At 66.5% G+C, this 25,865-nt stretch carries 30 protein-coding genes; 27 read left to right on the forward strand and 3 right to left on the reverse strand.

The genetic code is table 11. The features are described 5' to 3' along the window. Positions 1 to 77 precede the first annotated feature (77 nt). From rpsH to ALI44B_RS13450, 10 genes are all read left to right on the forward strand, one after another. Complete coding sequence (gene rpsH / locus ALI44B_RS13405; RefSeq protein WP_077055092.1) at positions 78 to 476, forward strand: 30S ribosomal protein S8; 399 nt, start codon at positions 78 to 80, stop codon at positions 474 to 476. Between the two features lie 6 nt (positions 477 to 482). Continuing rightward, positions 483 to 1,019 carry a 50S ribosomal protein L6 gene (gene rplF / locus ALI44B_RS13410; RefSeq protein WP_077055093.1) on the forward strand — a complete coding sequence of 179 codons (537 nt, stop codon included), beginning with the start codon at positions 483 to 485 and terminating at the stop codon, positions 1,017 to 1,019. A 2-nt stretch (positions 1,020 to 1,021) separates the two neighbouring features. Continuing rightward, a complete protein-coding gene (rplR, locus tag ALI44B_RS13415) occupies positions 1,022 to 1,381 on the forward strand; it encodes a 50S ribosomal protein L18 (RefSeq protein ID WP_077055094.1) in 360 nt (119 codons plus the stop codon). Positions 1,382 to 1,410: 29 nt separating this feature from the next. Further along, positions 1,411 to 2,103 (forward strand): 30S ribosomal protein S5, encoded by a 693-nt coding sequence (gene rpsE, locus ALI44B_RS13420; RefSeq protein ID WP_234991124.1) that lies wholly within the window; start codon positions 1,411 to 1,413, stop codon positions 2,101 to 2,103. After that, positions 2,103 to 2,288 carry a 50S ribosomal protein L30 gene (rpmD, locus tag ALI44B_RS13425; protein ID WP_077055096.1) on the forward strand — a complete coding sequence of 62 codons (186 nt, stop codon included), beginning with the start codon at positions 2,103 to 2,105 and terminating at the stop codon, positions 2,286 to 2,288. Before rpsE ends, rpmD begins: the two co-directional genes overlap by 1 nt. After that, positions 2,288 to 2,950, forward strand: coding sequence for a 50S ribosomal protein L15 (rplO, locus tag ALI44B_RS16480; protein ID WP_077055097.1), 663 nt, complete (start codon positions 2,288 to 2,290; stop codon positions 2,948 to 2,950). The genes rpmD and rplO overlap by 1 nt, the downstream gene beginning before the upstream one ends. Positions 2,951 to 3,041: 91 nt before the next feature. Then, the gene (secY, locus tag ALI44B_RS13435) at positions 3,042 to 4,364 is read left to right on the forward strand and encodes a preprotein translocase subunit SecY (protein WP_077055098.1); all 1,323 of its coding nucleotides are present in this window, start codon (positions 3,042 to 3,044) and stop codon (positions 4,362 to 4,364) included. Then, positions 4,361 to 4,963: an adenylate kinase gene (locus tag ALI44B_RS13440; RefSeq protein WP_238592210.1), complete on the forward strand. Its 603-nt coding sequence runs from the start codon at positions 4,361 to 4,363 to the stop codon at positions 4,961 to 4,963. The genes secY and ALI44B_RS13440 overlap by 4 nt, the downstream gene beginning before the upstream one ends. A gap of 419 nt (positions 4,964 to 5,382) precedes the next feature. Then, the gene (gene map / locus ALI44B_RS13445) at positions 5,383 to 6,210 is read left to right on the forward strand and encodes a type I methionyl aminopeptidase (protein WP_077055099.1); all 828 of its coding nucleotides are present in this window, start codon (positions 5,383 to 5,385) and stop codon (positions 6,208 to 6,210) included. A gap of 11 nt (positions 6,211 to 6,221) precedes the next feature. Then, the gene (locus ALI44B_RS13450; protein ID WP_077055100.1) at positions 6,222 to 7,112 is read left to right on the forward strand and encodes an aminodeoxychorismate lyase; all 891 of its coding nucleotides are present in this window, start codon (positions 6,222 to 6,224) and stop codon (positions 7,110 to 7,112) included. Between the two features lie 13 nt (positions 7,113 to 7,125). Here ALI44B_RS13450 and ALI44B_RS13455 read toward each other — a convergent pair whose 3' ends face one another. Continuing rightward, positions 7,126 to 9,045, reverse strand: a complete 1,920-nt coding sequence (locus ALI44B_RS13455; protein ID WP_077055101.1) for a BglG family transcription antiterminator — start codon at positions 9,043 to 9,045, stop codon at positions 7,126 to 7,128. A 176-nt stretch (positions 9,046 to 9,221) separates the two neighbouring features. Between ALI44B_RS13455 and ALI44B_RS13460 the strand changes: the two genes are divergently transcribed. The 13 genes from ALI44B_RS13460 to ALI44B_RS13520 all read left to right on the forward strand — a co-directional run bounded on the left by ALI44B_RS13460 (position 9,222) and on the right by ALI44B_RS13520 (position 19,348). Then, positions 9,222 to 9,575 (forward strand): PTS sugar transporter subunit IIB, encoded by a 354-nt coding sequence (locus ALI44B_RS13460; protein ID WP_077055102.1) that lies wholly within the window; start codon positions 9,222 to 9,224, stop codon positions 9,573 to 9,575. An 8-nt stretch (positions 9,576 to 9,583) separates the two neighbouring features. Beyond that, a complete protein-coding gene (locus tag ALI44B_RS13465) occupies positions 9,584 to 9,859 on the forward strand; it encodes an HPr family phosphocarrier protein (RefSeq protein ID WP_077055103.1) in 276 nt (91 codons plus the stop codon). 109 nt (positions 9,860 to 9,968) lie between these two features. After that, on the forward strand, positions 9,969 to 11,582 hold the full coding sequence (gene ptsP, locus ALI44B_RS13470) for a phosphoenolpyruvate--protein phosphotransferase (RefSeq protein WP_238592242.1): 1,614 nt from the start codon (positions 9,969 to 9,971) through the stop codon (positions 11,580 to 11,582). Positions 11,583 to 11,584: 2 nt separating this feature from the next. Further along, positions 11,585 to 13,102 (forward strand): PTS mannitol transporter subunit IIBC, encoded by a 1,518-nt coding sequence (locus ALI44B_RS13475; protein WP_077055104.1) that lies wholly within the window; start codon positions 11,585 to 11,587, stop codon positions 13,100 to 13,102. Positions 13,103 to 13,225: 123 nt separating this feature from the next. Then, positions 13,226 to 13,666: a PTS mannitol transporter subunit IIA gene (locus tag ALI44B_RS13480; RefSeq protein ID WP_077055105.1), complete on the forward strand. Its 441-nt coding sequence runs from the start codon at positions 13,226 to 13,228 to the stop codon at positions 13,664 to 13,666. Next, positions 13,663 to 14,820 carry a mannitol-1-phosphate 5-dehydrogenase gene (locus ALI44B_RS13485; RefSeq protein ID WP_077055106.1) on the forward strand — a complete coding sequence of 386 codons (1,158 nt, stop codon included), beginning with the start codon at positions 13,663 to 13,665 and terminating at the stop codon, positions 14,818 to 14,820. Before ALI44B_RS13480 ends, ALI44B_RS13485 begins: the two co-directional genes overlap by 4 nt. Before the next feature lie 128 nt (positions 14,821 to 14,948). Beyond that, positions 14,949 to 15,170, forward strand: a complete 222-nt coding sequence (gene infA / locus ALI44B_RS13490; RefSeq protein WP_021759551.1) for a translation initiation factor IF-1 — start codon at positions 14,949 to 14,951, stop codon at positions 15,168 to 15,170. A gap of 153 nt (positions 15,171 to 15,323) precedes the next feature. Beyond that, a complete protein-coding gene (rpmJ, locus tag ALI44B_RS13495; RefSeq protein WP_077055107.1) occupies positions 15,324 to 15,437 on the forward strand; it encodes a 50S ribosomal protein L36 in 114 nt (37 codons plus the stop codon). 188 nt (positions 15,438 to 15,625) lie between these two features. Next, complete coding sequence (gene rpsM, locus ALI44B_RS13500) at positions 15,626 to 16,000, forward strand: 30S ribosomal protein S13 (RefSeq protein ID WP_066277124.1); 375 nt, start codon at positions 15,626 to 15,628, stop codon at positions 15,998 to 16,000. 42 nt (positions 16,001 to 16,042) lie between these two features. After that, positions 16,043 to 16,441: a 30S ribosomal protein S11 gene (gene rpsK / locus ALI44B_RS13505; protein ID WP_077055108.1), complete on the forward strand. Its 399-nt coding sequence runs from the start codon at positions 16,043 to 16,045 to the stop codon at positions 16,439 to 16,441. A gap of 148 nt (positions 16,442 to 16,589) precedes the next feature. Continuing rightward, on the forward strand, positions 16,590 to 17,579 hold the full coding sequence (locus tag ALI44B_RS13510) for a DNA-directed RNA polymerase subunit alpha (RefSeq protein WP_077055109.1): 990 nt from the start codon (positions 16,590 to 16,592) through the stop codon (positions 17,577 to 17,579). 50 nt (positions 17,580 to 17,629) lie between these two features. Beyond that, entirely contained in the window at positions 17,630 to 18,184 is a 555-nt protein-coding gene (rplQ, locus tag ALI44B_RS13515; protein WP_077055110.1) for a 50S ribosomal protein L17, read from the forward strand. Between the two features lie 129 nt (positions 18,185 to 18,313). After that, on the forward strand, positions 18,314 to 19,348 hold the full coding sequence (locus ALI44B_RS13520; protein WP_077055111.1) for a GNAT family N-acetyltransferase: 1,035 nt from the start codon (positions 18,314 to 18,316) through the stop codon (positions 19,346 to 19,348). A gap of 108 nt (positions 19,349 to 19,456) precedes the next feature. On the opposite strand, the gene ALI44B_RS13525 is transcribed toward ALI44B_RS13520, so the two are convergent. Together ALI44B_RS13525 and ALI44B_RS13530 are read right to left on the reverse strand one after the other, a co-directional pair. Next, positions 19,457 to 21,310 carry an amidase family protein gene (locus ALI44B_RS13525; protein ID WP_077055112.1) on the reverse strand — a complete coding sequence of 618 codons (1,854 nt, stop codon included), beginning with the start codon at positions 21,308 to 21,310 and terminating at the stop codon, positions 19,457 to 19,459. Positions 21,311 to 21,390: 80 nt separating this feature from the next. Next, positions 21,391 to 22,125 (reverse strand): cohesin domain-containing protein, encoded by a 735-nt coding sequence (locus ALI44B_RS13530; protein WP_077055113.1) that lies wholly within the window; start codon positions 22,123 to 22,125, stop codon positions 21,391 to 21,393. Positions 22,126 to 22,288: 163 nt separating this feature from the next. Between ALI44B_RS13530 and truA the strand changes: the two genes are divergently transcribed. The 4 genes from truA to glmM all read left to right on the forward strand — a co-directional run bounded on the left by truA (position 22,289) and on the right by glmM (position 25,751). After that, positions 22,289 to 23,206, forward strand: a complete 918-nt coding sequence (gene truA / locus ALI44B_RS13535; RefSeq protein ID WP_077055114.1) for a tRNA pseudouridine(38-40) synthase TruA — start codon at positions 22,289 to 22,291, stop codon at positions 23,204 to 23,206. 207 nt (positions 23,207 to 23,413) lie between these two features. Further along, positions 23,414 to 23,860, forward strand: a complete 447-nt coding sequence (rplM, locus tag ALI44B_RS13540; RefSeq protein ID WP_077055115.1) for a 50S ribosomal protein L13 — start codon at positions 23,414 to 23,416, stop codon at positions 23,858 to 23,860. A gap of 33 nt (positions 23,861 to 23,893) precedes the next feature. Beyond that, positions 23,894 to 24,376 carry a 30S ribosomal protein S9 gene (gene rpsI / locus ALI44B_RS13545; RefSeq protein WP_077055116.1) on the forward strand — a complete coding sequence of 161 codons (483 nt, stop codon included), beginning with the start codon at positions 23,894 to 23,896 and terminating at the stop codon, positions 24,374 to 24,376. A gap of 28 nt (positions 24,377 to 24,404) precedes the next feature. Further along, a complete protein-coding gene (glmM, locus tag ALI44B_RS13550) occupies positions 24,405 to 25,751 on the forward strand; it encodes a phosphoglucosamine mutase (RefSeq protein ID WP_077055117.1) in 1,347 nt (448 codons plus the stop codon). The last annotated feature ends 114 nt before the right edge of the window (positions 25,752 to 25,865 follow it).

A 25,865-nucleotide genomic window follows, 5' to 3' on the forward strand; every position in this document is an offset into this window, starting at 1 on the left:
TTTTCCCGGGCCCGTACCACCACAGGTCGTCGTTCGTGTAACGGGCGCCGAAACCTGGTGACAAAAGGAAAAATCATATGACAATGACAGATCCGGTCGCAGACATGCTGACCAGACTGCGCAACGCGAACTCGGCGCACCACGACACCGTGTCGATGCCGCACTCCAAGCTCAAAGGGCACATCGCCGACATCCTCAAGGCCGAAGGTTACATCTCGGGTTGGGAAGTTGCCGACGCCCGCGTCGGACAGACGCTCACGCTGAACCTCAAGTTCGGTCCGAACCGCGAACGCTCCATCGCCGGCATCAAGCGTGTCTCGAAGCCCGGCCTCCGCGTCTACGCGAAGTCGACCGAGATTCCCCGCGTTCTCGGCGGGCTCGGCGTAGCCATCCTGTCCACCTCCTCCGGTCTGCTCACCGACCGTCAGGCTGAGAAGAAGGGCGTAGGCGGAGAAGTACTCGCCTACGTGTGGTAGCCATTCATGTCTCGTATTGGAAGACTCCCCATTCAGATTCCTGCCGGCGTCACCGTTTCGGTTGACGGCCGTCAGGTTGCCGTGAAGGGCCCGAAGGGCGAGCTCGCGCTCACCGTCGCCCAGCCCATCGAAGTTGCTATCGAAGAGGGCCAGGTGCTCGTCACCCGTCCCGACGACGAGCGCGACTCCCGTTCGCTGCACGGCCTCACGCGCACGCTCATCGCCAACCAGATCATCGGTGTCACCGAGGGTTACACCAAGGGCCTCGAAGTCGTTGGAACCGGTTACCGCGTTCAGCAGCGTGGCGCCAACGTCGAGTTCGCACTCGGCTTCTCGCACCCCGTCATGATCGAACCGCCCGCTGGCATCACGCTCACGGTCGAGGGCAACAACAAGCTCACGATCTCGGGCATCGACAAGCAGGCCGTCGGTGAGGCTGCTGCCAACATCCGCAAGATTCGTAAGCCGGAGCCCTACAAGGGCAAGGGTGTCCGTTACGCCGGCGAGAACGTTCGCCGCAAGGCCGGAAAGTCGGGTAAGTAACCATGGCCGTTAAGACCAAGTCTGCTGCGCGTGACCGTCGTCACGCCCGGCTGCGCAAGAAGATCGAAGGCACCGAGGTTCGTCCCCGTCTCGTCGTGAACCGTTCGTCCCGCCACGTTTTCGTGCAGGTCGTCGACGACAGCAAGGGCCACACCCTCGTTTCCGCCTCCACGCTCGAGAGCGACCTGCGGTCGTTCGACGGTGACAAGACCGCCAAGGCCAAGCGCGTCGGCGAACTCGTCGCCGAACGTGCCAAGAGCGCCGGCATCGAAGACGTCGTATTCGACCGTGGCGGCAACCGCTACGCCGGACGCGTCGCTGCGATCGCCGAAGGCGCACGCGAAGGCGGGTTGAACCTGTGAGCGACAACGAAGCTAAGAAGGAGCAGGAAGTGGCGACTGACCAGACTGCCGCTGAGAAGCCGGTCGAGACCGCCGCTGGCACCGACAACGCGGGTCGCACCGACGCGCGCGGTGAGCGCCGTGGTGGCGGCCGTGGCGAGCGTGGCCAGGGCCGCGACCGCAATAGCCGTGATGCCGACAAGAGCCAGTTCCTGGAGCGCGTCGTCACCATCAACCGCGTGTCGAAGGTCGTGAAGGGTGGACGTCGGTTCAGCTTCACTGCCCTCGTCGTCGTCGGCGATGGCAACGGCCTCGTGGGCGTTGGCTACGGAAAGGCGAAGGAAGTTCCCCTCGCCATTTCGAAGGGTGTCGAAGAGGCGAAGAAGAACTTCTTCCGCGTTCCTCGCACCGGCTCGACCATCCCGCACCCCGTCCAGGGTGAAGCCGCTGCCGGCGTCGTCCTCCTGCGCCCCGCCTCGGGTGGTACCGGTGTTATCGCCGGTGGCCCCGTTCGCGCCGTGCTCGAGTGCGCTGGCATCCACGACGTCCTGAGCAAGTCGCTCGGTTCGTCCAACACGATCAACATCGTGCACGCCACGGTGGCGGCTCTGCAGCAGCTCGAAGAACCTCGTGCCGTTGCCGCCCGTCGCGGTCTGGAATTCGACCAGGTCGCTCCTGCCCGCCTCGTGCGCGCCGAAGCTGAGGCTGTCGCTGCTGCGGCTGCCGCGAAGGTAGGTGCCTAATGGCCGGTCGCCTGAAGGTCACGCAGATCAAGTCCAAAGTTAGTGAGAAGCAGTACCAGCGCGACACTCTGCGCAGCCTGGGACTGAAGCGCATCGGCTCCACGGTCATCCGCCCGGATGACTCGCAGAACCGCGGCTACGTCAACACTGTTGCTCACCTCGTAAAAGTTGAGGAGATCGACTAATGGCTGACGAGAAGAAAGACGTCACCGAGGAGACCCCCAAGAAGGCTCCCGCCAAGAAGGCAGCGCCCAAGGCTGCTGCCGACAAGGCTCCCGCCGCCAAGGCTCCGGCCAAGAAGGCTCCCGCGAAGAAGGCTGCAGCTTCGGCTGACGCCGCCTCCGTCGAGTCGGCTCCTGCCGCCAAGAAGGCTCCGGCCAAGAAGGCAGCAGAAGAGGTCGAGGCTCGCGTGCAGGTTCTGAAGGTGCACCACCTTCGTCCCGCCGCCGGCTCCAAGAAGGAACGCACGCGCGTCGGCCGTGGTGAAGGATCCAAGGGTAAGACCGCGGGTCGTGGAACCAAGGGTACGAAGGCTCGTTACTCCGTTCGTCCCGGTTTCGCCGGTGGACAGCTCCCGCTGCACATGCGTGCGCCGAAGCTGCGCGGGTTCAAGAACCCGTTCCGCGTCGAGTACCAGGTCGTCAACCTGGAGAAGCTGGCCGAGCTCTACCCGGCCGGTGGCGACGTCACCATCCAGGACCTCGTGCTCAAGGGCGCCGTTCGCAAGAACGAGAAGGTCAAGGTTCTCGGCAACGGTGACATTTCAGTTAAGCTGAACGTAGCGGTTGACAAGGTCTCTGACTCTGCCGAGCAGAAGATCGTGGCAGCCGGGGGCTCTGTAAAGTAGCTTTCGGGCTGTTCCGTGTCAGGAACTCACCCGGGTGGTCGTGAAAGCGGCCACCCGGGCCGACCCCGCTTAACCCTCAGGAGGCACCCCCTTGTTTAGCGCCGTTGCGCGGATCTTCCGCACACCCGACTTGCGTCGGAAGATCGGTTTCACTCTGGGCATCATCGCCCTCTACCGCTTGGGGTCCTTCATCCCGGCACCGTTTGTCGATTTCGGCAACGTGCAGGCGTGTCTCGCCCAGAACCAGGGAACCTCCGGTCTCTACGAGCTCGTCAACCTCTTCTCCGGTGGTGCACTCCTCCAGCTGTCGATCTTCGCGCTGGGAATCATGCCCTACATCACCGCGTCGATCATCGTGCAGCTCCTGCGCGTGGTCATCCCGCACTTCGAAACCCTGCACAAAGAGGGTCAGGCGGGTCAGGGCAAGCTGACGCAGTACACGCGTTACCTCACAATCTTCCTGGGTGTTCTGCAATCGACCACCCTGATCACCGTCGCCCGATCGGGTGCCCTTTTCGGCACGAACTCCGGCGGCGAGTGCTCGCAGTTGCTCACCAATGACGCGTGGTACGCCATCCTGCTCATGGTCATCACCATGACCGCCGGCACCGGCCTCATCATGTGGATGGGCGAGCTCATCACCGAACGCGGCGTCGGCAACGGCATGTCGCTCCTGATCTTCACGTCGATCTCGGCCACCTTCCCCGCCTCGCTGTGGGCCATCTGGCAGTCGCGTGGCGTCGAGACCTTCCTCCTGGTTCTGGCGGTCGGCCTGCTGATCGTCGGACTCGTGGTGTTCGTCGAACAGTCGCAGCGTCGCATTCCGGTGCAATACGCCAAGCGCATGGTCGGTCGCCGCACCTACGGCGGCAACAACACCTATATCCCGATCAAGGTCAACATGGCCGGCGTCGTGCCCGTCATCTTCGCCTCGTCGTTGCTGTACCTGCCCGCTTTGATTGCGCAGTTCAACCAGCCCGCTGCGGGTCAAGAGCCGGCCGCGTGGGTCACCTGGGTCACGAACTACCTGACCAAGGGCGATCACCCGCTCTACATGCTCCTGTACTTCCTGCTCATCGTGGGCTTCACCTACTTCTACGTCGCCATCACTTTCAACCCTGAAGAAGTGGCCGACAACATGAAGAAGTACGGCGGGTTCATCCCCGGCATCCGTGCCGGTCGCCCCACGGCCGAGTACCTCGACTACGTGCTCACCCGCGTGACCCTGCCCGGATCGATCTACCTCGGTTTGATCGCACTCATCCCGTTGATCGCCCTCGCGCTGGTCGGTGCCAACCAGAACTTCCCGTTCGGTGGCGCATCCATCCTGATCATCGTCGGTGTCGGACTCGAGACCGTGAAGCAGATCGACTCGCAGCTGCAGCAGCGTCACTACGAAGGACTGCTGCGTTGAGCGGCGACCGAGGCATCCGTTTGCTCATCGTCGGGCCCCCCGGGGCTGGCAAGGGCACGCAGGCTTCGGCGGTCGCTGAGGCTTACGGCATCCCCGCCATCTCGACGGGCGACATCTTCCGCGCCAACATCGAGCAGGGCACCGAACTGGGCAAGCAGGTCCAAGAGGTCATGGCTTCGGGCGGATTCGTTCCCGATGAACTCACGAATTCGATCGTGGCCGACCGGTTGAAGCAGGATGACGCCCAGGGCGGGTTCCTGCTCGACGGCTACCCGCGCACGACCGAGCAGGTGCACGAGCTCGACCGCATCCTCGCCGAAAGCGGTGCCGAACTGGACGCCGTCATTCAGCTGCAGGCCGACACCGACGAGGTCGTCAAGCGCCTCACGAAGCGCGCGCTCGAGCAGGGTCGCGTCGACGACACCGAAGACGTGATTCGTCACCGCCAAGATCTCTACCGTGAGCAGACCGAGCCCGTCATCGCGATCTACGCCGAACGCGGCGTCGTCGTCGAGGTCGACGGACTGGGAACTGTTGATGATGTAGCTGCTCGCGTTCGCGATGGCCTCGCCGCCCGCGGGCTCGGTGTCCACGCGTAGCCACGGTGTCCACGCGTAGCCACGGTGTCCACGCGTAACCGTTGAGCCCAGGCCTCGCCACGGCGTTCACGCCGAGCAACGTGGTGCGCGTAACGTCGGCATCGCCATCACGTGTTGAGACGCCGAAGGCTCGTGGAATCTCAGCAGAGTAAGCGCCGGCGACGTCGGCCTCTGCGAACATCGCGATTCCCGTGCCGCGTGTCGACCGCGGTGAACCGCATGGAGAATCGTGAAGCGGGATACCTACGGTGATCCGTATTCGCTTCGCACTATCACAACGCGCACAGTGAATCACAAGGCGCACAGTCATTCGCGAGGAGCACAGCGAAGTGCACCTCGTACAGTGAACCGCGACGCGCACAGAGGGTCGTGGTGAGAACAGTCAGTCGTGGGCGTGAGCGCCCCGGAAGGAGTGGCGAATGCTGCGTAGATCCATTTACAAGTCGCCGGCGCAGCTGCGCCTGATGATGGCGCCGGGCGCCGCGACCGCTGCGTCGCTCGAAGCCGCGCGGTCCGCCATCCGGGTGGGAGCCACCACGCTGGACGTGAACGCAGCGGCCGAAGCTGCGATCGTCGCTCTCGGTGGGCAACCCAACTTCGTGCTCGAGCCCGGTTACAACCACACAATCTGTGCGTCCGTGAACGACGACGTGGTGCACGGCATCCCCAATGCTCGCCCGCTCGAACCGGGTGACATCGTCTCGATCGATAGCGGCGCCATCCTCGACGGCTGGAACGGAGACGCGGCGATCACCGTCGTGATCCCCGACCAGACGCGCCCCGATCTCGTGGCCGCCCGGCAGAAACTCTCCGATGTGACCGAAGGCTCGCTGTGGGCTGGCATCGCTCGTCTTGCGCGCGCGAAGCACCTCAACGAGGTCGGCGACGCCGTACAGGGGTATGTCGAGGCACGCGGGGACTACGGCATCCTGACCGACTACATCGGACACGGCATCGGACGCTCGATGCACGAGGCGCCGCCCGTCTTCAACTACCGCGTCTCGCAGAAGGGCCCGGAGGTGAAGCCCGGTCTCGTCGTCGCCATCGAGCCCATGGTGGTCGCCGGGTCGATCGAGACTTACGTGCGCGACGACGACTGGACGGTCGCTACCGAAGACGGCCTCGATGCCGCCCACTGGGAGCACAGCGTGGCCGTGCACAAAGACGGCATCTGGGTGCTCACCGCGCCCGACGGCGGAGCCTCTAAACTGGCCGAATTCGGCGTGACGCCGACGCCCATCGCCTGAAAGGCCGCCCCATGACCGAGAACGTTTACCGCATCGAACTCGCCGCCGCTCACGAGCAGCAACCCGCCGACGGATGGTGGAGGAGTGCCACGCACGTCGGTCAGGGCGAGGCGTCGCTCGACGCCCGCGATCTCGGCGCCTCCCGCGGCGACGGCATCTTCGAGACGTTCGGCACGATGGAAGGACGCGTGCACGCGCTCGACGCGCACCTCGCGCGACTTGGACGGTCCGCCCATTCGCTCGATCTGCCTCAGCCGAATGTCGAACAGCTGGGCGTCGTCGTCCGCCGCGCAGCTCAGGAAATCGGCGCGCCGGGGCAGGCTTCGATCAAACTCGTACTCACGCGCGGCGTCGAGGGCACCGGCATACCGACCGGATGGATGGTCGTCACCGCGATCGCTGAGGAGACGTTCGCCGGGCAGCGACGCGACGGTATCGACGTCGTCGTGCTCGAGCGCGGATACCCGAGCGACGTGGCCGAGCGGGCGCCCTGGCTTCTCGCCGGCGCCAAGACGTTGTCTTATGCGGTGAACATGGCCGCCCTGCGCGAAGCCAAACGACGTGGCGCCGACGAGGCGCTGTTCGTGTCGACGGACGGCTACGCACTCGAGGCCCCCACCTCGAACCTGGTCGTGAAACTCGACGGCGAGTTCGTGACGACGCCTCCCGTGAACGGCATCCTCGCCGGCACGACGCAGGGCGACCTCTTCGAGTTGCTCGAGGGCTGGGGTGAGCGAACGTCATACAGACTTCTCACTATCGCCGAGGTGCGCCGGGCTGAAGCCGCGTGGCTGCTGTCGAGCGTTCGCCTGGCCGCCCCGCTGCGGTCCCTCGACGGTGAGCAGCTGGCCGTCGACGTCGAGCTCACGGCTCGAATCAACGGCGCGCTGCTCAGCCGCTGAGCTGAGTCGGCGCCTATGCGTCGATGACGTGGACGAGCTCGTCGATGAAGCTCGGGAAGTCGACGGCGTTGCGCACGATGCGCTGCACGTCGGCGCGGTTCGAGAACACCTCGACGAACTGGTCGAAAACGCTCTGGAAGCTGCCGCGGTCGACCGCCGAGAACGCGATGAACGCGACCACGTTGACGCGGTATTCACCCCAGGGGAGAGGTGTCTCGTTGACCGAGATCGCGATGGCCGTGCGCGTCGCCGTCATGGTCATGGCATGCGGCACGGCCAAGGCCTCGGTGAAGGCCGTGGATGACATGCGCTCGCGTTGCAGGGCCCCCTCGACGTAGCCCTGGTCGACGACCGAGGCCTCGACCATCCGCTCACCCAGGGTGCGGATCATGGCGTCGCTGTCCGAGACCGTGAGGTTGCGGAAGAACAGATCCTCACGGAAGTACTTCAGCAGCTGACCCTTGATGCGCTCACGCCGCCGCATGCGCTTGATCTCGGCGATCTCGCGTCGAGCCCGGTCGATATCGCCCGCCGTGAGGAACGGCTGGATGACGACGACGCCGGGGGAGGGGACGGGCGGCTCGATCGTCGACAACACCAGATCGGTGTCGATGGTCGACCAGTCCACGTCGCTGCGCGTGACGACCTGGCGGACGCGCAGCTCGGTGCCGAGCGACCCTTCGACGCGCTGCAGCAGCAGGCTGTGCAGGTCGTAATAGTTGGGGCACACGATGGTGCAGGTGACCAGGTCGTCGCCATACATCTGCCGCTCGAGTTGCGCGCCCACGTGCATGGCGATGTAGGCGATCTCGTCGTCGTTGACGGTGATGGCGGCGCGTTCCTGCAGGCGGCTGGCGATATAGACGGCCAGCTCATAGATCATCGGGAACGAACTCTTGATGCTCTTGGTGAGCGGGTTGCGAGAATAGGAGCGGTCTTTGGCGCGCCGCACCAGGTTCTGCACGTGCATCGACAGGCGCACGAGGAAGTCCTCGTCCGAGAGGTCGACGACGTACTGCTCGCTCGCCGCCTGCGTGATGTCGCGCATGGTCTCGAGGATGTCGCGGTCGAGGTAGTCGTCACCCTCATGAGCGTGCGCGTGGGCGGGTTCTGCTCCCGGCGTGATGACGCGCGTGCCCAAGAGATGCGCCAGGTAGTCGATCTCAGCGCCTCCGAGGTCGACCTCGAAATGCGTTTGGATGAGGGAGTGCAGGTCCTGGCCGACGCCTTCGGGCGGCAGATCGGCCTGGGGCGGGTTGGTCTCGATGTCGCGGTGCTTCGAGACCCGGTCGACGGCGATGGCGATGTGGAGGAGGACATCCGCAATGCCGTATTCGTTGACGTAGTAGCCGCGCGCGGTGAGCGCCTGCACCAGATCGGTCTTGAAAGCACCGAGGGTCTGCGCCGAGAACTCACGCTGGATGGCGACGAGCTCGACCATGCCGCGCTCGGTCTCTTCGCGGAACATCCTGCTGAGCAGGCGCCGCCTGGCTGTCTCGGTTCCCGTCAAGGTCACGACGCTGCCGGCGCGCCCGAGCCGCAGCGTCTCGCCGGACAGCAGCTGTCGCACGCGCCCGAGATCGGCTTCGATTGTCGAGTCGCTCACATGCAGTGTCGCCGCGAGCTCGTAGACGTCGAGCCCGTCGGGGCTGTCGATGAGCCGACGCACGATGGCGTACAGCCGATCGCGGGGTGTTTCGGCGTCGGCGCCGACGGCGTGCACGAACTGTGTGTAGGCCTCACGGTCGATGCGATAACCGTCGCCACCCGAGCGGATGGGCGCGAGTGGCGCCGCCTCGTCTTTGATCTGCGTGACATAGCTGCGCACGCTGCGCGGGGTCACGCCCAGGACGTCGCTCAATTCGCCGGCCGTCACCCAGCCGCCGTCGCGCGCGAGGTAGGTGAGGAGCCGTTCGTGTTTGTCGCGGATCACCGAACCTCCTTCCCGCGTTATTCGAGTTAACCATCTCGAACCCGTGCAAGCGGTCAGCGCACGCGCCTTTCCGGGGTGGCGGAAAGCGATCTAGTGGCACGGATGCTCTGGCGGGACGAATATGGCAAGGTCGGCAGCATCCTGCCGAAGCAACGGTTGTAAAGCGGAGGCAGTCAATGAGGATCCTCATTGTGTGTGGCGCGGGCGCGTCCAGCACATTCGTCGCACTGCGCGTTCGCCGCACCGTCGCAGCCCGCGGCCTCGACCATGTCGTCGAGGCAGGGTCGGTCGAGCGCATCCCCGAGGCGAACGAAACGCTGGGTGGCGAGTTGCGCCCCGCCGAGGCATCCGCCAATCGTGCCGATGTCGTCCTCATCGGCCCGCACCTGGCGGACCAGTTCGACGGGCTGAACGGGCGCATCGAGCGTTCCGGCGGCCGGGCCGTTCTGCTGCCCACCGACATCTTCACTGACGCATCCGGCGACCGGGCCCTCGACCTGGCACTGGCCGCACCCATCACCACCCCGTAAGGAACCCCATGATTGAACGCACTGTCAGCATCGGCTCGGCCAACGGGCTGCACGCGCGCCCCGCGAAGCTGTTCGCGCAGGCGGCGTCGGGCGCCGGCATCCCCGTCACGATTCAGAAAGACGGCGGCAAGGCTGTCAACGCGGCGAGCATCCTGGGCGTCATCTCGCTCGGCATCGAACACGGCGACACGGTGACAGTCACGGCCGACGGCACCGGCGACGACGCCGAACAGGTTCTCGACACCCTGACCGAGCTGCTGGCCACGGACCACGACAATGCCTAGCACCACCACCACGCACGGTCGGGACTCCGAGGTCACGACGACCACGACGCTCACAACGCTCACGGGTGTCGGCATCGGCACGGGTGCCGCGGTCGGCCCCATCGCATTCATGGCTCCCGCCCTTCCCGAGCCGAAGGATGTCGCCTCCACGCGCTCCATCGACGAGGAGACCGCCCGCGTGCGCACGTCTGTCGCCGTCGTTTCGCAGGAACTCGACGCGCGCGGCCAGAAAGCGGGCGGCGCAGCCCAGGAAGTTCTCGAAGCCCAGGCCATGATGGCCGAGGACCCGGCCCTCACCGAACTCATCGACCAGAAGATCGCCGCGGGCGGCACCGCCGAGCGCGCCGTCTTCGAGGCCTTCTCCTCCTTCCGCGCCCAGCTCGAAGCCCTCGGCGGCTACCTCGCCGAGCGCGCCGCCGACCTCGACGACGTGTCGCAGCGCGTGATCGCCGACCTGAGCGGTGTCGCGGCCCCCGGCGTTCCCGAACGCGATGAGCCGTTCATCCTCATCGCGCGCGACCTGGCCCCGGCCGACACGGCCGTGCTCGATCTCACCCGTGTTCTCGCCCTCGTCACCACGGATGGCGGGCCCACCTCGCACACGGCGATCCTCGCCCGCGAGAAGTCGATCGTCGCGATCGTCGGCACCCAGACCTCCGAGGGCCTGAACGACGGCGACGTCGTCGTGGTCGACGCGGCCACCGGCCAGGTGACGCTCAACCCCGACGCGGACCTCGTCGACGCCACGACCGAGCGCATCCGGGCATGCGCCGCTCAGGCCGAACTGCCCGCAGAGCCCGGACGCCTCGCCGACGGCACGCCCATGCCCCTCCTCGCCAACCTCGGCGACGTGGCGGGCGCAGCCCCCGCCGTCGAACGCGGTGCCGAAGGCGTCGGCCTCTTCCGCACCGAGTTCCTCTTCCTCGACTCGACGACGGCCCCCACGGTGGCCGACCAGCGCGCCTCCTACACGGCGCTGCTCGAGGCCTTCGCCGGTAAGAAGGTCGTCGTGCGTCTGCTCGACGCCGGCGCCGACAAGCCCCTGCCGTTCCTCAACGACGCGCACGAAGAGAACCCCGCGATGGGCCTCCGTGGCCTGCGGGCCCTGCGCGCCAGCGAGAACCTGCTGCGCGACCAGCTCACGGCGCTCGCCGAGGCAGACGCCGCGACATCCGCCGATCTGTGGGTCATGGCACCCATGGTGTCCACGGTCGAGGAGACGGTCTACTTCGTCAAAATGGCCGCCGAATACGGCATCCGCACGGCCGGCGTCATGGTCGAGGTTCCCTCGGCCGCTCTGCTCGCCGACCGCATCCTGCCGCACGCTGCCTTCGCGTCGATCGGCACCAACGACCTCACCCAGTACACGCTCGCCGCCGACCGTCAGCTCGGCTCGGTGGCCGCCTTCCAGAGCCCCTGGCACCCCGCGGTGCTGCGGCTCATCCGGGAAGTCGCGCGTGCGGGCGAGTCGACGGGCAAACCTGTCGGCGTGTGCGGCGAGGCTGCCGCAGACCCCCTGCTCGCGATCGTTCTCGCGGGCCTCGGTGTCACCTCCCTGTCCATGTCCCCGGCGGCGCTCGCAGACGTGCGCGCCTCCCTTCTCACCGTCACCCTCGACGAGGCACGCACCATTGCCGAGTCCGCCCTGGCCGCCGACGAGGCAGCCGACGCCAAGACCGCAGCGCTCGCCGCGGCAACCCGAATCACAACGAAAGAGAACTGATCATGACGACGACGTCAACGCCCACCCAAAAGGGTGGATTCCGGGTCGGGGTGCAGCGCTTCGGCACCTTCCTCTCGGGCATGGTGATGCCCAACATCGCCGCCTTCATCGCGTGGGGCCTCATCACGGCCCTGTTCATCCCCACCGGCTGGCTGCCGAACGAGCAGATCGCGACCCTGGTCAACCCGACGCTGTTCTTCCTGCTGCCGCTCCTGATCGCCAACACCGGTGGTCGGATGATCTATGACACCCGTGGTGGCGTCGTGGCAACAATCGCGACCATGGGCGTCATCGCCTCGACCATGGGCACCCCCGTGTTCGACGGCGGAACCCCCATGTTCCTCGGCGCCATGATCGTCGGTCCCCTCGCCGCCTGGATCATGAAGCAGGTCGACAAGCTCTGGGACGGCAAGATCAAGGCCGGCTTCGAGATGCTCGTCAACAACTTCTCGGCCGGCATCCTCGGCGCCATCCTGGCCATCGGCGCGTTCTTCGCCGTCGGCCCGGTCATCAGCGCCATCACCGACTGGCTCGAGGGCGCCGTCGACTGGCTGGTCGCCGCGCAGCTGCTGCCCCTCGCCTCGATCTTCATCGAGCCCGGCAAGGTGCTGTTCCTGAACAACGCCATCAACCACGGTGTGCTCACCCCCATCGGCACCGCGCAGGCCCAGGATGCCGGCAAGAGCGTGCTGTTCCTGCTCGAGGCGAACCCCGGCCCCGGCCTCGGTCTGCTGCTGGCCTTCGCGTTCTTCGGTCTCGGTAGCGCCCGCGCCACCGCCCCCGGCGCGATCGTGATCCAGTTCCTCGGTGGAATCCACGAGATCTACTTCCCTTACATCCTCGCCAAGCCCATCCTGCTGCTCTCGGTCATCGCCGGTGGCGCCGCCGGTATCGCCACCAACGTGGCCTTCAACTCGGGTCTCGTGAGCCCCGCGTCGCCCGGCAGCATCTTCGCGATCCTCGCGGTCACGGAGAAGGGCAGCTATGTGGGTGTCATCCTGTCGGTCATCCTGGCCGCTGCCGTGTCGTTCATCATCTCGGCCGTCATCCTGCGGGCCACGCGCAAGCGCGACATCGCCGCGGGCAACGCCGGTGACCTGAGCGCCGCCATCGCGCAGACCGAAGCCAACAAGGGCAAGAAGTCCAGCGTGCTCGGCAACATCCAGCATGACGGTGCCGCCGCCGGTGCCACCGCGACCGACGAGGGCCTCGTGGCCACGCTCGAGCGCAAGCCGATCAACAAGATCGTCTTCGCCTGCGACGCGGGCATGGGCTCGAGCGCCATGGGTGCATCGGTTCTGCGCAACAAGATCAAGAAAGCCGGCATCGACGGTGTCGACGTGACCAACAAGTCGATCGCCAACCTCGACGGCTCGGAGGACCTCGTGATCACGCAGCGCGAGCTCACCGACCGCGCCAAGGGCAAGACCCCTGAAGCCACCCACCTCTCGGTGGACAACTTCATGAACAGCCCCAAGTACGACGAGGTCGTCGAACTGCTCCGCGCCGAAGGGCACTGAGCACAAGGAATAACCGGATGACAGGGCCGGGCGGGTGGCGGCAACTCACAGCCACCCGCCCGGTCGTGTTTGCCAGACTGGGTTCGTCCACCGGCGAACCGAACGTAAGGAAGAAACAGGACCATGAGCGAACAGATTCTTGCCGCCGATCAGATCGAGATCGTGTCGGATGCCGTGACGAAAGAGCAGGCGATCCGCCGGGCCGCCGACATCCTCGAGCGCGTCGGCGCCGTGTCAGACGGGTACTACGCCGCCATGCTGCAGCGCGAAGAGACCGTCAGCACCTACATGGGCAACTTCCTGGCGATCCCGCACGGCACCAACGACGCGAAAGACACCATCACGCGGTCGGCCCTGTCGTTCACGCGCTACGAGCAGCCCATCGACTGGGCGGGCGAAGAAGTGCGTTTCGTCGTCGGCATCGCGGGCGTCAACAACGAGCACCTCGACATCCTGTCGCGCATCGCCATCATCTTCTCCGACGAGGACGAGGTCGCGAAGCTCGCGGATGCCTCCACCACCGACGAGATCTTCGCCCTGCTCGGGGATGTGAACGCCGAATGAAGGCCGTCCACTTCGGCGCCGGCAACATCGGGCGCGGGTTCATCGGAGTCCTCCTGAACGAGGCCGGCTACGACCTCGTCTTCGCCGACGTCAACGGCGAGCTGACCGAGCGCATCGACCGCGTCGGCCACTTCACGGTGCACGAGGTCGGCGAGGGTGGCACCGACCACGTCGTCGACAACGTGCGCGCCATCGACAGCCGATCGCGCGAGGACGAGCTGGTCGCAGAGATCGCTTCGGCCGATATCGTCACAACCGCCGTCGGCCCCAACATCCTGCGCTTCGTCGCGCCCGCCATCGCGCGCGGCATCGACCAGCGCCCAGCGGATGCCGCGCCACTGGCCGTCATGGCGTGCGAGAACGCGGTCAACGCCACCGACATCTTGCAGGCCGAGGTGCGTGCCGCCGTCGGCGACGCCGCCTGGGAGAAGCTGGCCGCGAAGGCCGTCTTCGCCAACACGGCCGTCGACCGCATCGTCCCCGCCCAGGAGCCCACGGGCCCCGACGGCATCGATGTCACGGTCGAGACGTTCTCGGAGTGGGCCATCGAGGAGCCGCCCTTCGGCGGAAACGCCCCCCGCATTCCGGGCGCCCACTTCGTGCCCGACCTCGAGCCCTACATCGAGCGCAAGCTCTTCACCGTCAACACGGGCCACGCCACGACCGCCTACTTCGGCGCCCTCGCGGGGCATGACGCCATCGCCGACGCCATCGGTGATCCGGATGTCGCGGCCAAGGTGCGCGCCACGCTCGAAGAGACCTCGGCCCTCCTCGTCGAGAAGCACGGCCTCGACGTCGCCGAGCAGGACGCGTACCGCGCCACCATCCTGCAGCGCTTCGCCAACCCGCACCTGCCCGACACCGTGTCGCGCGTGGGCCGCCAGCCCCTGCGCAAGCTGTCGCGCAACGAGCGCTTCGTGTCGCCCGCCGCCCAGCTGGCCGAGCGCGGCACCGACCCCGTGGCCCTCGTCGCCGCCATCGGTGCTGCACTGCGCTTCGACGCCGCGGATGACGAGCAGAGCGTGCTGATGAAGACGGCTCTCTCGACGCTCACGACCGAGCAATTCATCGAAGAACACCTCGGGTTGGCGCCCGAACACCCCCTCTATGCATCCCTGTTCGACGTCGTCGCGGCGCGTGCGCAGGAATTATAGAGACGGACTGGTAAATAGCAAGGACATCGCATAAGATCGTTCTTTGGTGCTTTATGCACGCTTTTGGCGTGTCCGGCACCGCATGCAACGCATGACCAGCACACCCTACCTATTGCGACAGTGAGGCTATGGCCAAAAAAGACGGCGTCATCGAAATTGAAGGCTCAGTGGTTGAGGCTCTGCCCAACGCGATGTTCCGCGTTGAGCTGACCAACGGCCACAAGGTGCTTGCCCACATCTCGGGCAAAATGCGCCAGCACTACATCCGCATCCTCCCCGAGGACCGCGTGATCGTCGAGCTGAGCCCCTACGACCTGACCCGCGGCCGGATCGTCTACCGCTACAAGTAGACACTCATCTTTCACACGGGCACGCGCGAGCGATCGGGCGTGTCGATCGGAAAGGTGTGCTGTAAGTAACGGCCGGGAAGGTCGCGGAGTCCGCTCCGCTCCCTGCTGAAGACAGCATCCGGCACGAGGACAGCGACACAAAGGAAAAGAACAATGAAGGTCAACCCCAGCGTCAAGCGCATCTGCGAAAAATGCAAAGTCATTCGTCGCAACGGTCGCGTCATGGTGATCTGCGAGAACCCGCGTCACAAGCAGCGCCAGGGCTAAGTCCCGAGGGCCGGCCGCAAGGCCGGCACCGCCGCTTCGCGGAATGGTGGAGACATCCACCACAACTGAATATGTATTGAGGCAGGTCCAGATCTCGTCGACGTGAGTCGGCGGGGGACACCCCGGGTTGGAGGCCCGGGCACCGGATCTGCTGCAGACCTCCACTTCAAATAACAGGAGAAGCCACAATGGCACGTCTCGCCGGAGTAGACATTCCCCGCGATAAGCGCGTGGAAGTTGCACTGACGTACATCTATGGTGTTGGCCGCACGAGGGCCCTCAAGACCCTCGCCGACACCTCCATCGATGGAAACATCCGCGTGAAGGATCTGAGCGACGATCAGCTCGTTCTCCTCCGCGACTACATCGAGGGCAACTACAAGGTTGAGGGTGACCTTCGCCGTGAGGTTGCCGCCGACATCCGCCGCAAGGTCGAGATCGGAAGCTACGAGGGCATCCGCCACCGTCGCGGCCTGCCCGTCCGCGGACAGCGCACCAAGACCAACGCTCGTACCCGCAAGGGCCCGAAGCGCACCGTAGCCGGCAAGAAGAAGGCTCGCTAGGCCCTCGGCCAGCGCAGCCCGCCTCAGGATTCAGGAGTAATCATGGCAGCACCCAAGTCGGCTATCCGCAAGCCGCGTAAGAAAGAAAAGAAGAACGTCGCCGTGGGCCAGGCCCACATCAAGTCGACCTTCAACAACACCATCGTCTCGATCACCGACACCACCGGTGCGGTCATCAGCTGGGCCTCCTCGGGTGGCGTCGGCTTCAAGGGTTCGCGTAAGTCGACCCCGTTCGCCGCGCAGCTCGCTGCCGAGTCGGCCGCGCGCCAGGCTCAGGAGCACGGCATGAAGAAGGTCGACGTCTTCGTCAAGGGACCGGGTTCGGGTCGTGAGACCGCGATCCGTTCGCTTCAGGCCGCTGGTCTCGAGGTCGGTTCGATCAACGACGTCACCCCGCAGGCGCACAACGGTTGCCGCCCGCCCAAGCGTCGTCGCGTCTAATCCTTTAGATGTCAGTCCGGCGGAGCCCCAGGCTCCGCCGGCGCTGGCGTCTCAGGGTCGCGACGCGATACCAGAGCTCCAGCGCGCACCTCACAACCTCGCCAACGCAAGTGTCATATAGCGGACACTTAGCCGAAAGGACCACATAGTGCTTATTGCACAGCGCCCAACGCTCACCGAAGAGAACATCTCCGAGTTCCGCAGCCGGTTCGTCATCGAGCCCCTCGAGCCCGGCTTCGGTTACACCCTCGGTAACTCCCTCCGCCGCACGCTGCTCTCCTCGATCCCCGGCGCTGCTGTCACCAGCATCCGCATCGATGGTGTTCTGCACGAGTTCTCGACGATCCCCGGTGTGCGTGAAGACGTCACCGAGATCATCCTCAACATCAAGGGCCTCGTCGTCTCCTCCGAGCACGACGAGCCCATCACCGCTTACCTGCGCAAGACGGGTGCCGGCCAGGTCACGGCCGCCGACATCTCCGCTCCCGCGGGTGTCGAGGTGCACAACCCCGACCTCGTCATCGCGACGCTCAACGAGAAGGCCAAGTTCGAACTCGAACTGACCATCGAGCGTGGCCGTGGCTACGTGTCGTCCGCCCAGAACCGCAACGAGTTCAGCGAAGCCGGCCAGATTCCGGTCGACTCGATCTACTCGCCCGTTCTCAAGGTCACCTACCGCGTCGAGGCAACTCGTGCCGGTGAGCGCACCGACTTCGACCGCCTCGTGGTCGACGTCGAAACCAAGAACGCGATCACCCCGCGCGACGCCATCGCGTCGGCAGGACGCACCCTCACCGAGCTGTTCGGTCTCGCCCGCGAGCTGAACAACCAGGCTGAGGGCATCGAGATTGGCCCGGCACCCGTCGACGCCGTTCTCTCGAACGAGCTCTCGATCCCGATCGAAGATCTCGACCTCTCGGTTCGCTCCTACAACTGCCTGAAGCGCGAAGGCATCAACACGGTCTCCGAGCTCGTCGCTCTGAGCGAGACCCAGCTGATGAACATCCGCAACTTCGGTCAGAAGTCGGTCGACGAGGTTCGCGACAAGCTCACCGAAATGGGTCTGTCGCTGAAGGATTCGGTGCCCGGTTTCGACGGCGCCCACTTCTACAGCGGCTACGAAGAAGAGACCATCTAAGTCTCGTCCTCGAGACACTTTTCACCACATAACTCTGGAGAACGACAAGAATGCCTAAGCCAACTAAGGGCCCCCGCCTCGGAGGCGGTCCTGCACACGAGCGCCTCATGCTGGCGAACCTCGCCGCCGCGCTGTTCACCCACAAGCGCATCACCACCACCGAGACCAAGGCCAAGCGCCTGCGTCCCGTCGCCGAGCGTCTCGTGACGTTCGCGAAGCGTGGCGACCTGCACGCGCGCCGTCGCGTCATGGGAATCATCAGCGACAAGTCCGTCGTGCACGAGCTCTTCACCGAGATCGCGCCCCTCGTGGCCGAGCGCGAAGGCGGCTACACCCGCATCATCAAGACCGGCTACCGCAAGGGTGACAACGCCCCCATGGCCGTGATCGAGCTCGTTCTCGAGCCCGTCACGCCCAAGGTGAAGTCGGCCAAGAAGTCCGCAGCCGCTCAGCCGGTCGCGACCGAGGCTCCGGCCGAGGAAGCGCCCGTCGAAGAGACCGCCGCTGACGAGACCGTCGTCGCCGATGACGCTGCCGAGGCCGACACCCCCGCTGCCGCCACCGACGAGGCTGCCGCCGACGAGAAGGCCGACGACGCTAAGTAGTCGACCTCTTCATCACGAACGAAACCCCCGCGCCCTCGAGGCGGCGGGGGTTTCGTCGTTCCCGGGCGGCGAGCGGTGATCCATCGGGGTGGGGTGACGGCTCCGAGAGGGCCTCAGTAGGGTGGATGGATGACCGAGAGCCTGACACCCCTGGACGAACGCGTCGACGCGCCCCGCGAATTGCCGGGGCTCGAGCATCCCGATGTCGCGGTGTGGCGGCCGGCGACCGAGGAGGACCTGGATGCCCTCGTTGTGGCGCAGAAGGCCATCGACGCGGCCGATCACCCCACGCATGCGACCACGAGGGAGTGGATCGCCGAGCAGCTGACCTCGTCGGCCGTCGACAACGCCGCTGACACGATCGTCGGGTTCGACGGGGCGGGTTCCGTCGTGGCTTACGGGGCCGTGGTGCTGCATCCGCTTCATGACACGCGCGTGCAGGTCTACCTGATGGGCGGTGTGCACCCCGAGCATCGGGGGCGCGGGATCGGGCGGCTGCTGTTCGCGTGGCAGCATGCCCGGGCGCAGCAGCAACTTGCTGCGACATCCGCGACACTGCCGGGGTGGGTGATGGCCTATGAGGACGAGGGAAACGCGGATGCCGTTTCGGTGGCGAAGCGCACGGGACTGAAGGTTGCTCGATATTTCACGACCAAGGTGCGCGAGGTGGGCGATCCGATTCCCGAGCTCGTGCCGCCCGAGGGCGTGGAGATTCGCGCGTTCGGCGCGGACGTTTCGGAGGAGACCCGGTCGGCGCGCAACGACGCTTTTCGGGACCACTGGGGGAGCCAGCCGACCGCGACGGAGCGGTGGGGGCACTTCACGGGGGCGCCGAACTTCAGGAACGAGTTGTCGCGCGTGGCCGTCGAGGTGGTGACCGGTCGGGTCGTCGCGTTCTGTCTTGTGACCGTGAACGAGGCGGACTGGGCGGCACAGGGGTTCACGAGTGGGTACATCGAGCTCGTCGGGGTGGTCAGGGACTTCCGTCGACAGGGGCTGGCGCCGGCAACGATCGCGGCGACGCTCGCGGCGCTGCGGACCGTCGGCTACGAGCGCGCCATTCTCGACGTCGACTCCGAGAGCCCGACGGGTGCCGACACGCTCTACACGAATCTCGGGTTCCGGCCCGATACGCGCGAGGTCGCGCTGGTGGCCGCCTACTAGACGAGCGCAGGCGGGCAGGATGCAGAAGAGCGGTCGGGATGTGAGGACATCCCGACCGCTCTTGCGTGTAGTGCGTTTGGTGCGTTGTGCGTGTGGAGCGCGGCGCGGCTAGCCGAGGGGGCCGTAGAGCGCCGGGGTGGTGCGGTAGTGGGTGGCCTGCTCGAACGCGTAGGCGAGCCCGATGATGGTGCCCTCGGCGTAGTCGCGGCCGAGGAACTCGAGGTTGACGCCCGCGCCCGTGATGGTGTTGTCGGCCGCGATGGCCTGCCCCATGGGGACCGAGATGGCCGGCATGCCCGTGTTGGGGCTGAGGCGCATGTTGGTCGACTGGGTGTTGTAGGGCGTGCCCGACGGGTAGACGAGGGAGTCGAGGTCGAGGTCATCCATCATCTTGGTGACGAGTGCCTGGCCCGTGGCGATCTGGGTGGTGTGGGTTCCCGCGGGGCCGGCCCAGGCCTGGTACTGCGCCTCGGTGATGGCGTCCCGGCTGGTGTAGGTGGACTTGCGGCTGGGCACATAGGTGCCCGAGTCGACGATGCCCTGCAGTGAGCGGGCGGCCACGTTCGGGGCGAGGTGCTTGGCGATGTACTCGTTGAGATCGTGCTTGAACTCGTTGGTCGAGCCGCTGCCTTCGTCGAGGACCCGCTTGAAGGCCGGCGTCTGCTCGACGGCGACGACGGTCGCGCCCTGTGCCTCGAGGGTGGCCTTCGCCTGGTTCCAGAGCCGCACGTTGGTGGGGTTGGTGCCGATCATGGTCGTCACGTAACCGATGCGCTTACCCTTCAGCGCCTCGGGGTCGAGAGACGACGTGTAGGACTCGGGCACCTTTCCGGTCTGCTCGGACGTGACGGGGTCGGCCGCATCCACGCCCGTGACCGCATCGAGCGCCACCGCGGCATCCGTCACGCTGCGGGCGATGGGGCCACCCGTGTCCTGGCTGAGGGCGAGGGGGATGATTCCGTCGCGGCTGGCGAGACCCACGGTGGGGCGGATGCCGACCAACTGGTTGTAGGTCGACGGGATGCGGATCGAGCCGCCCGTGTCGGTGCCGAAGCCGATGCCCGCCAGGTTGGCCGCGATGGACGCGCCCGTTCCACCCGACGAACCGCCCGCGGTGCGCGACAGGTTGTAGGGGCTCGCGACGAGCGTCGAGGTCCCGGCCGGCTGGTAGGACGAGAACTCGGAGGCGAAACCGAACGCGAACTCGTCGAGGCTGGCCTTGGCGAGGATGACGGCGCCCGCGTTGCGCAGGCCCGCGACCATGGCGGCATCCGTGGTCGTCTGGTTGTCGTTCCAGCAGCCGCAGCCGCCCGTCGTGGGCATGTCCTTGGTGTCGTAGTTGTCCTTGACCGCGATCGGGATGCCGAGCAGCATGCTGGTCATACCCTTCGAGGCGCGTTCGGCGTCGGCCGCGGCCGCTGCCGTCAGGGCCTGCTTGTTGACCGTGATGATGGAGTTGAGCGCGCGACCCACGGCCGAAGCATCCGGTGTGGCCTTGTCGTAGGCGGCGATGCGGTCGATGTAGTCCTGCGTGAGCTCGACGGATGTCAGCACGCCCGCGTTCATGGCGGCCTGCATGTCGATGGTCGACGCCTCGATCAGCTCGAATTCGCCGTCGTCGTAGATCATGCGCTGCGAGAGGGCGGCGATGTCCGTGGCGGTGATGGTCTTGTCGCCGTTGGTATCAGCCGCGGCGACCGTCGACCACTCGGCGGATGCGCTGGTGTCACCCAGGTGCGAGGCGAGCAGTTCGAGATCGGCCGTCGTGACCTGGCGGTCGCCCGTGAGGTCGAGGTCGGTGTAGTACGGCGCGAGCAGCGCGGCGGCCGGCGGCTCGGCCACGGGGGTCGCGGCGGTGGCGGGCACGACGACGAGGGTGCCGAGCGCCAGCACGGACGCGAGGCCCGTGGCGGCCGTCACCGTGACGCGGGAGCGCCGGGAGAATGCGGAGGTTGTGGGCACGGAGCGGTTCCTCTGGGAGACGAGGGGTCGGTCGACCCCGCTAGCGGTGGGGGAGGAGCGGAAGGAGCGGAACGAGCGCATCAGCGGGTACCCGCCTTGCGGCGTCGGGCCACGACGAGACCGGCACCCATGGCGGCAACGGCTGCGGCGGCGAGGCCGGCAACGCCGAACCCGACACCCGTCGAGGCGAGCGGGCTGGTCGGGCGGTCTGCGACGGGCAGCGGTGTGGCCGTCGAGGAGGCCGCGGGGGCCGGAGCGGCGGTGGCCGATGAGGTGGGTTCGGGCGACGCGGTGGGCGTGGGGGTCGCGACGGGTTCGACGACGACATCGGCGGCTGCGGCATCCGCGACCGTCGCCGTTGTGTTGGCCGAGTCGACGATGGTGACCGAAGAAACCTCGATGCTCGTGTCGCCGGCACCGATCGTGGCGAATTCGAGGCCCGCCGTCAGGTCGCCCGACACGGTGGGGGAGGTGCCGAGGCGCGTGTGCACGATCGTCAGGCTGCCCGTGTTCTCGTCGACGGTGTCGAAGCCGCCATCCGGGCCCGTGATGCTGTCGTCGACATAGTCGAAGACGGCCGGGTCGTAGTCGAGGGTCACGGTGTAGGTGAAGACATCCGCGGTGCCGATGAGTCCGACCGTGAGATCGACGGTATCGCCGACGGTGACGGATGCGGGGGTCGCGGTCAGGGTGACCGAGCCGGGTGCCGAGGCGGCGAAGGCGGGGCCGGCCGAAAGGGCTGTGAGCCCGAGGGCGAGGGTGCCGACGGCGAGAACCGATCGGAGTGGTGGGCGACGCAGGGCAGAGTTATGCATCAGGACGCAGTCCTACTTTCTTTCACGAAGAACGGCTCGAGCGGCGGGGAAGATGAGGCCGCGGGGGAAGGAACCGTCGGGGAGTGGTGCAGGGTGCCTCACTGTATCCACGGCGTATTGCCGCCCCGGATCGGTGGTGTTTCTCGCGCGTTACGATGGTCGGATGGCTGAAACCCGATCGGATGCGGCGACCACGCGTCTGCGCCTCGACATCGCCTACGACGGCACGGCGTTCGCGGGCTGGGCCAAACAGCCGGGTCTGCGCACCGTGCAGGGCGTGCTCGAGGAGGCGATCTCGCGCGTGCTCGGCAATCGCGGTCGCCCCATCGTGTTGACGGTCGCGGGCCGCACCGACGCGGGAGTGCACGCGACGGGCCAGGTGGCGCACGTCGACCTCGACGACTGGCAGCTCACGCGCTTCTCGACCTCGCAGAACGACCCGTCGGTCACGCACGACCCCGGCCACATGCTGCTGCGCCGGGCCAACGGCGCGATCGGCACCTACGCGGATGTCCTGATCCGCGGCGCCCGCATCGTTCCCGACGGTTTCGACGCACGGTTCTCGGCCCTCTGGCGCCGCTACGAGTACCGCATCGCCGACAGCGTCTCGGTGCGCAACCCACTCGACCGCAACCCGGTGCTCTGGCTCAACGAGACGCTCGACGTCGACGCGATGCAGAGCGCCGCCGATGCGCTCGTGGGGCTGCACGACTTCGCGGCCTTCTGCAAACCGCGCGAGGGCGCCACGACCATCCGCACGCTGCAGGAGTTCCGCTGGCGTCGCGACGAGCACGGCGAACTGCGGGCCCACCTGCGGGCCGACGCCTTCTGCCACAGCATGGTGCGCGCGCTCGTGGGCGGATGCGTGGCCGTCGGGCTCGGCCGCATCCGGGTGTCCGATCTCCTCCCGCTCTTCGACCAGCAGAACCGCGCGGCGCTCTTCCCCGTCATGCCGGCCCGCGGCCTCACGTTCGTCGAGGTCGGTTATCCGGATGACGCCGAGCTCGCCGAACGCGCGCAACTCACGCGCCAGCGCCGCACCCTCAGCGGCCTCGTGGATGACGACGACGATGACGAGTAGCTGCGCCGACGGCCCGTGCGGCGCCCGCCTGAATTGACCGTCACAACGCCCGTGGGGTAATGTTGACCCTTGGTGTCTGCGCATGCTGTCAGACACCCGTAGTTGAGCCCTCCACCTGGCGCGTTCCCCGAGAATCTTCTCGCGAGAACACGCCGCACGGAGTGGGATTCACGAACGACCAACTTACGACAAGAAAGCAGCACTACTGTGACGCGCACTTACACCCCGAAGGCCAGTGAGATCCAGCGTGACTGGGTCATCATCGACGCCGAAGACGTGGTTCTCGGCCGCCTGGCCAGCCACGCCGCCGTTCTCCTCCGCGGCAAGCACAAGCCGACGTTCGCTCCCCACATGGACATGGGCGACTTCGTCATCATCATCAACGCCGACAAGGTGGCCCTGACCGGCTCGAAGGCCGACCAGAAGAAGGCTTACCGCCACTCGGGTTACCCGGGCGGCCTCAAGGCTGTCACCTACTCCGAACTGCTGGAGAAGAACCCGGCCCGCGCCGTCGAGAAGGCCGTCCGCGGCATGCTCCCCAAGAACTCCATCGGCCGCGCTCAGCTGCGCAAGCTGAAGGTCTACACGGGCAGCGAGCACCCTCACGCTGCTCAGCAGCCGAAGACCTACACCCTCGACCAGGTCGCCCAGTAAGCGCCGAGTAGACAGACTTTAAGGATTCCCACAGTGGCGAAGATCGCAGATTCCATCGAAACCCCGGAGACGTTCTCCACCGAGACGCCCGTCGAGGCCGCACCGTCGACCCCGCGCGCACCCCTCAGCGTTCCCGGCGCAGCCGTCGGTCGTCGCAAGCAGGCTATTGCCCGCGTGCGTTTGATCCCCGGCTCGGGCACCATCACGGTCAACGGCCGTGCGCTCGACGAGTACTTCCCCAACAAGCTGCACCAGCAGCTGATCAACGACCCGTTCACGGTTCTCGACCTCGCGGGTGGCTACGACGTCATCGCTCGCATCTCGGGTGGTGGCCCCTCCGGCCAGGCCGGCGCCCTGCGCCTCGGCATCGCTCGTGCCCTGAACGAGATCGACGAAGAGAACAACCGCGCCACCCTCAAGAAGGCCGGCTTCCTCTCGCGCGACGCTCGCGTCAAGGAGCGTAAGAAGGCTGGTCTCAAGAAGGCTCGTAAGGCTCCGCAGTTCTCCAAGCGTTAATCGCTCGCCGAACCTAGACTCAAGCTTTATGCCCCGTCTTTTCGGAACCGACGGCGTCCGTGGCGTCGCGAACCAACACCTCACTGTCGAGCTCGCGCTCGGTTTGGCCCAGGCCGCCGCGCGCGTGCTCGGTGAGGAAGCTCGCGACGCCGGACGCCGTCCGGTTGCAGTGCTCGCCCGAGACCCTCGTGTCTCGGGCGAGTTCATTTCCGCCGCCGTCGCCGCCGGGCTCGCCTCGGCCGGCGTCGACGTGCTGGAAGCGGGCGTGCTGCCCACCCCGGCAGCCGCCTACCTGATCGCCGACATCGGCGCCGACTTCGGCGTCATGATCTCGGCATCGCACAATCCCGCCCCCGACAACGGCATCAAATTCTTCGCCCGCGGGGGCCGCAAACTTGCCGATGAGGTCGAAGACCGCATCGAAGAAGCACTCGCCGAGCCGAAACTTGCACCCATCGGAGCCGATGTGGGGCGCATCCGTCGGTTCGCCGATGCCGAAGACCGCTACGTCGTGCACCTGCTCAGCACGCTGCCGCATCCGCTCGCCGGCATCCACGTCGTGCTCGACTGCGCCCACGGCGCGGCCGCCGGCGTGTCGCCCGAGGCCTTCCGCGATGCGGGAGCTCAGGTCACCGTGATCGGCAACGACCCCGACGGAATGAACATCAACGACGGCGTCGGGTCGACGCACCTCGACCTGCTGGCCGAAGCCGTGCTCGCCCACGGTGCCCAGGTGGGCATCGCGCACGATGGCGACGCCGACCGCTGCCTGGCCGTCGACGCCGACGGCAACATCATCGACGGCGACCAGATCATGGCCATCCTCGCGGTCTCGATGAAAGAGCGCGGGCGCCTGCGCGATGACACGCTCGTCGCCACCGTCATGTCGAACCTCGGCCTGCGCATGGCCATGGCCGACAACGGCATCACCATGCTGCAGACGCGCGTGGGCGACCGCTACGTGCTCGAAGCCATGAACGAGGGCGGATTCTCGTTGGGCGGCGAACAGTCGGGCCACGTGATCATGAGCGATTTCGCCACGACGGGTGACGGCATCCTCACCGGTCTGCACCTCGTCAGCGAGATGGCGCGCACCGGCAAGAGCCTCAAAGAACTGGCCGGCGTCATGTCGGTCTACCCGCAGATTCTCGTGAACGTGAGCGGGGTCGACCGGGCCGCGCTGCACACCGACGAGCCCCTCGCCGTGGCGCTGGCCGAAGCCGAGGCCGAGTTGGGTGAAACCGGACGCGTTTTGCTGCGGCCGAGTGGCACCGAGCCGCTCGTGCGCGTCATGGTGGAGGCCGCCGATCAGCCCACGGCCGACCGCCTCGCGCACCGACTCGCGGATGTCGTGCGCGAACGCCTGAGTGTTTGATGCGTTCTCTGAACGCCCGGGGGTCTAACGCGTTCTCCGGCCGTCCGGGTATCTGACGCTTTCCCCCAAGCACTGAGGGCCTGACGCGTTCGTCAAGCGCCCGGATCGCTGACG

Source organism: Leifsonia sp. ALI-44-B (assembly GCF_001984125.1).
Taxonomy (GTDB): domain Bacteria; phylum Actinomycetota; class Actinomycetes; order Actinomycetales; family Microbacteriaceae; genus Okibacterium.

Coding starts and splice junctions, on each gene's coding strand:
- rpsH (WP_077055092.1), top strand. CDS start 78: ATGACAATGACAGATCCGGTCGCAGACATGCTGACCAGACTGCGCAAC.
- rplF (WP_077055093.1), top strand. CDS start 483: ATGTCTCGTATTGGAAGACTCCCCATTCAGATTCCTGCCGGCGTCACC.
- rplR (WP_077055094.1), top strand. CDS start 1,022: ATGGCCGTTAAGACCAAGTCTGCTGCGCGTGACCGTCGTCACGCCCGG.
- rpmD (WP_077055096.1), top strand. CDS start 2,103: ATGGCCGGTCGCCTGAAGGTCACGCAGATCAAGTCCAAAGTTAGTGAG.
- rplO (WP_077055097.1), top strand. CDS start 2,288: ATGGCTGACGAGAAGAAAGACGTCACCGAGGAGACCCCCAAGAAGGCT.
- map (WP_077055099.1), top strand. CDS start 5,383: ATGCTGCGTAGATCCATTTACAAGTCGCCGGCGCAGCTGCGCCTGATG.
- ALI44B_RS13450 (WP_077055100.1), top strand. CDS start 6,222: ATGACCGAGAACGTTTACCGCATCGAACTCGCCGCCGCTCACGAGCAG.
- ALI44B_RS13460 (WP_077055102.1), top strand. CDS start 9,222: ATGAGGATCCTCATTGTGTGTGGCGCGGGCGCGTCCAGCACATTCGTC.
- ALI44B_RS13465 (WP_077055103.1), top strand. CDS start 9,584: ATGATTGAACGCACTGTCAGCATCGGCTCGGCCAACGGGCTGCACGCG.
- ptsP (WP_238592242.1), top strand. CDS start 9,969: ATGGCTCCCGCCCTTCCCGAGCCGAAGGATGTCGCCTCCACGCGCTCC.
- ALI44B_RS13475 (WP_077055104.1), top strand. CDS start 11,585: ATGACGACGACGTCAACGCCCACCCAAAAGGGTGGATTCCGGGTCGGG.
- ALI44B_RS13480 (WP_077055105.1), top strand. CDS start 13,226: ATGAGCGAACAGATTCTTGCCGCCGATCAGATCGAGATCGTGTCGGAT.
- ALI44B_RS13485 (WP_077055106.1), top strand. CDS start 13,663: ATGAAGGCCGTCCACTTCGGCGCCGGCAACATCGGGCGCGGGTTCATC.
- infA (WP_021759551.1), top strand. CDS start 14,949: ATGGCCAAAAAAGACGGCGTCATCGAAATTGAAGGCTCAGTGGTTGAG.
- rpmJ (WP_077055107.1), top strand. CDS start 15,324: ATGAAGGTCAACCCCAGCGTCAAGCGCATCTGCGAAAAATGCAAAGTC.
- rpsM (WP_066277124.1), top strand. CDS start 15,626: ATGGCACGTCTCGCCGGAGTAGACATTCCCCGCGATAAGCGCGTGGAA.
- rpsK (WP_077055108.1), top strand. CDS start 16,043: ATGGCAGCACCCAAGTCGGCTATCCGCAAGCCGCGTAAGAAAGAAAAG.
- rplQ (WP_077055110.1), top strand. CDS start 17,630: ATGCCTAAGCCAACTAAGGGCCCCCGCCTCGGAGGCGGTCCTGCACAC.
- ALI44B_RS13520 (WP_077055111.1), top strand. CDS start 18,314: ATGACCGAGAGCCTGACACCCCTGGACGAACGCGTCGACGCGCCCCGC.
- ALI44B_RS13530 (WP_077055113.1), bottom strand. CDS start 22,125: ATGCATAACTCTGCCCTGCGTCGCCCACCACTCCGATCGGTTCTCGCC.
- truA (WP_077055114.1), top strand. CDS start 22,289: ATGGCTGAAACCCGATCGGATGCGGCGACCACGCGTCTGCGCCTCGAC.
- glmM (WP_077055117.1), top strand. CDS start 24,405: ATGCCCCGTCTTTTCGGAACCGACGGCGTCCGTGGCGTCGCGAACCAA.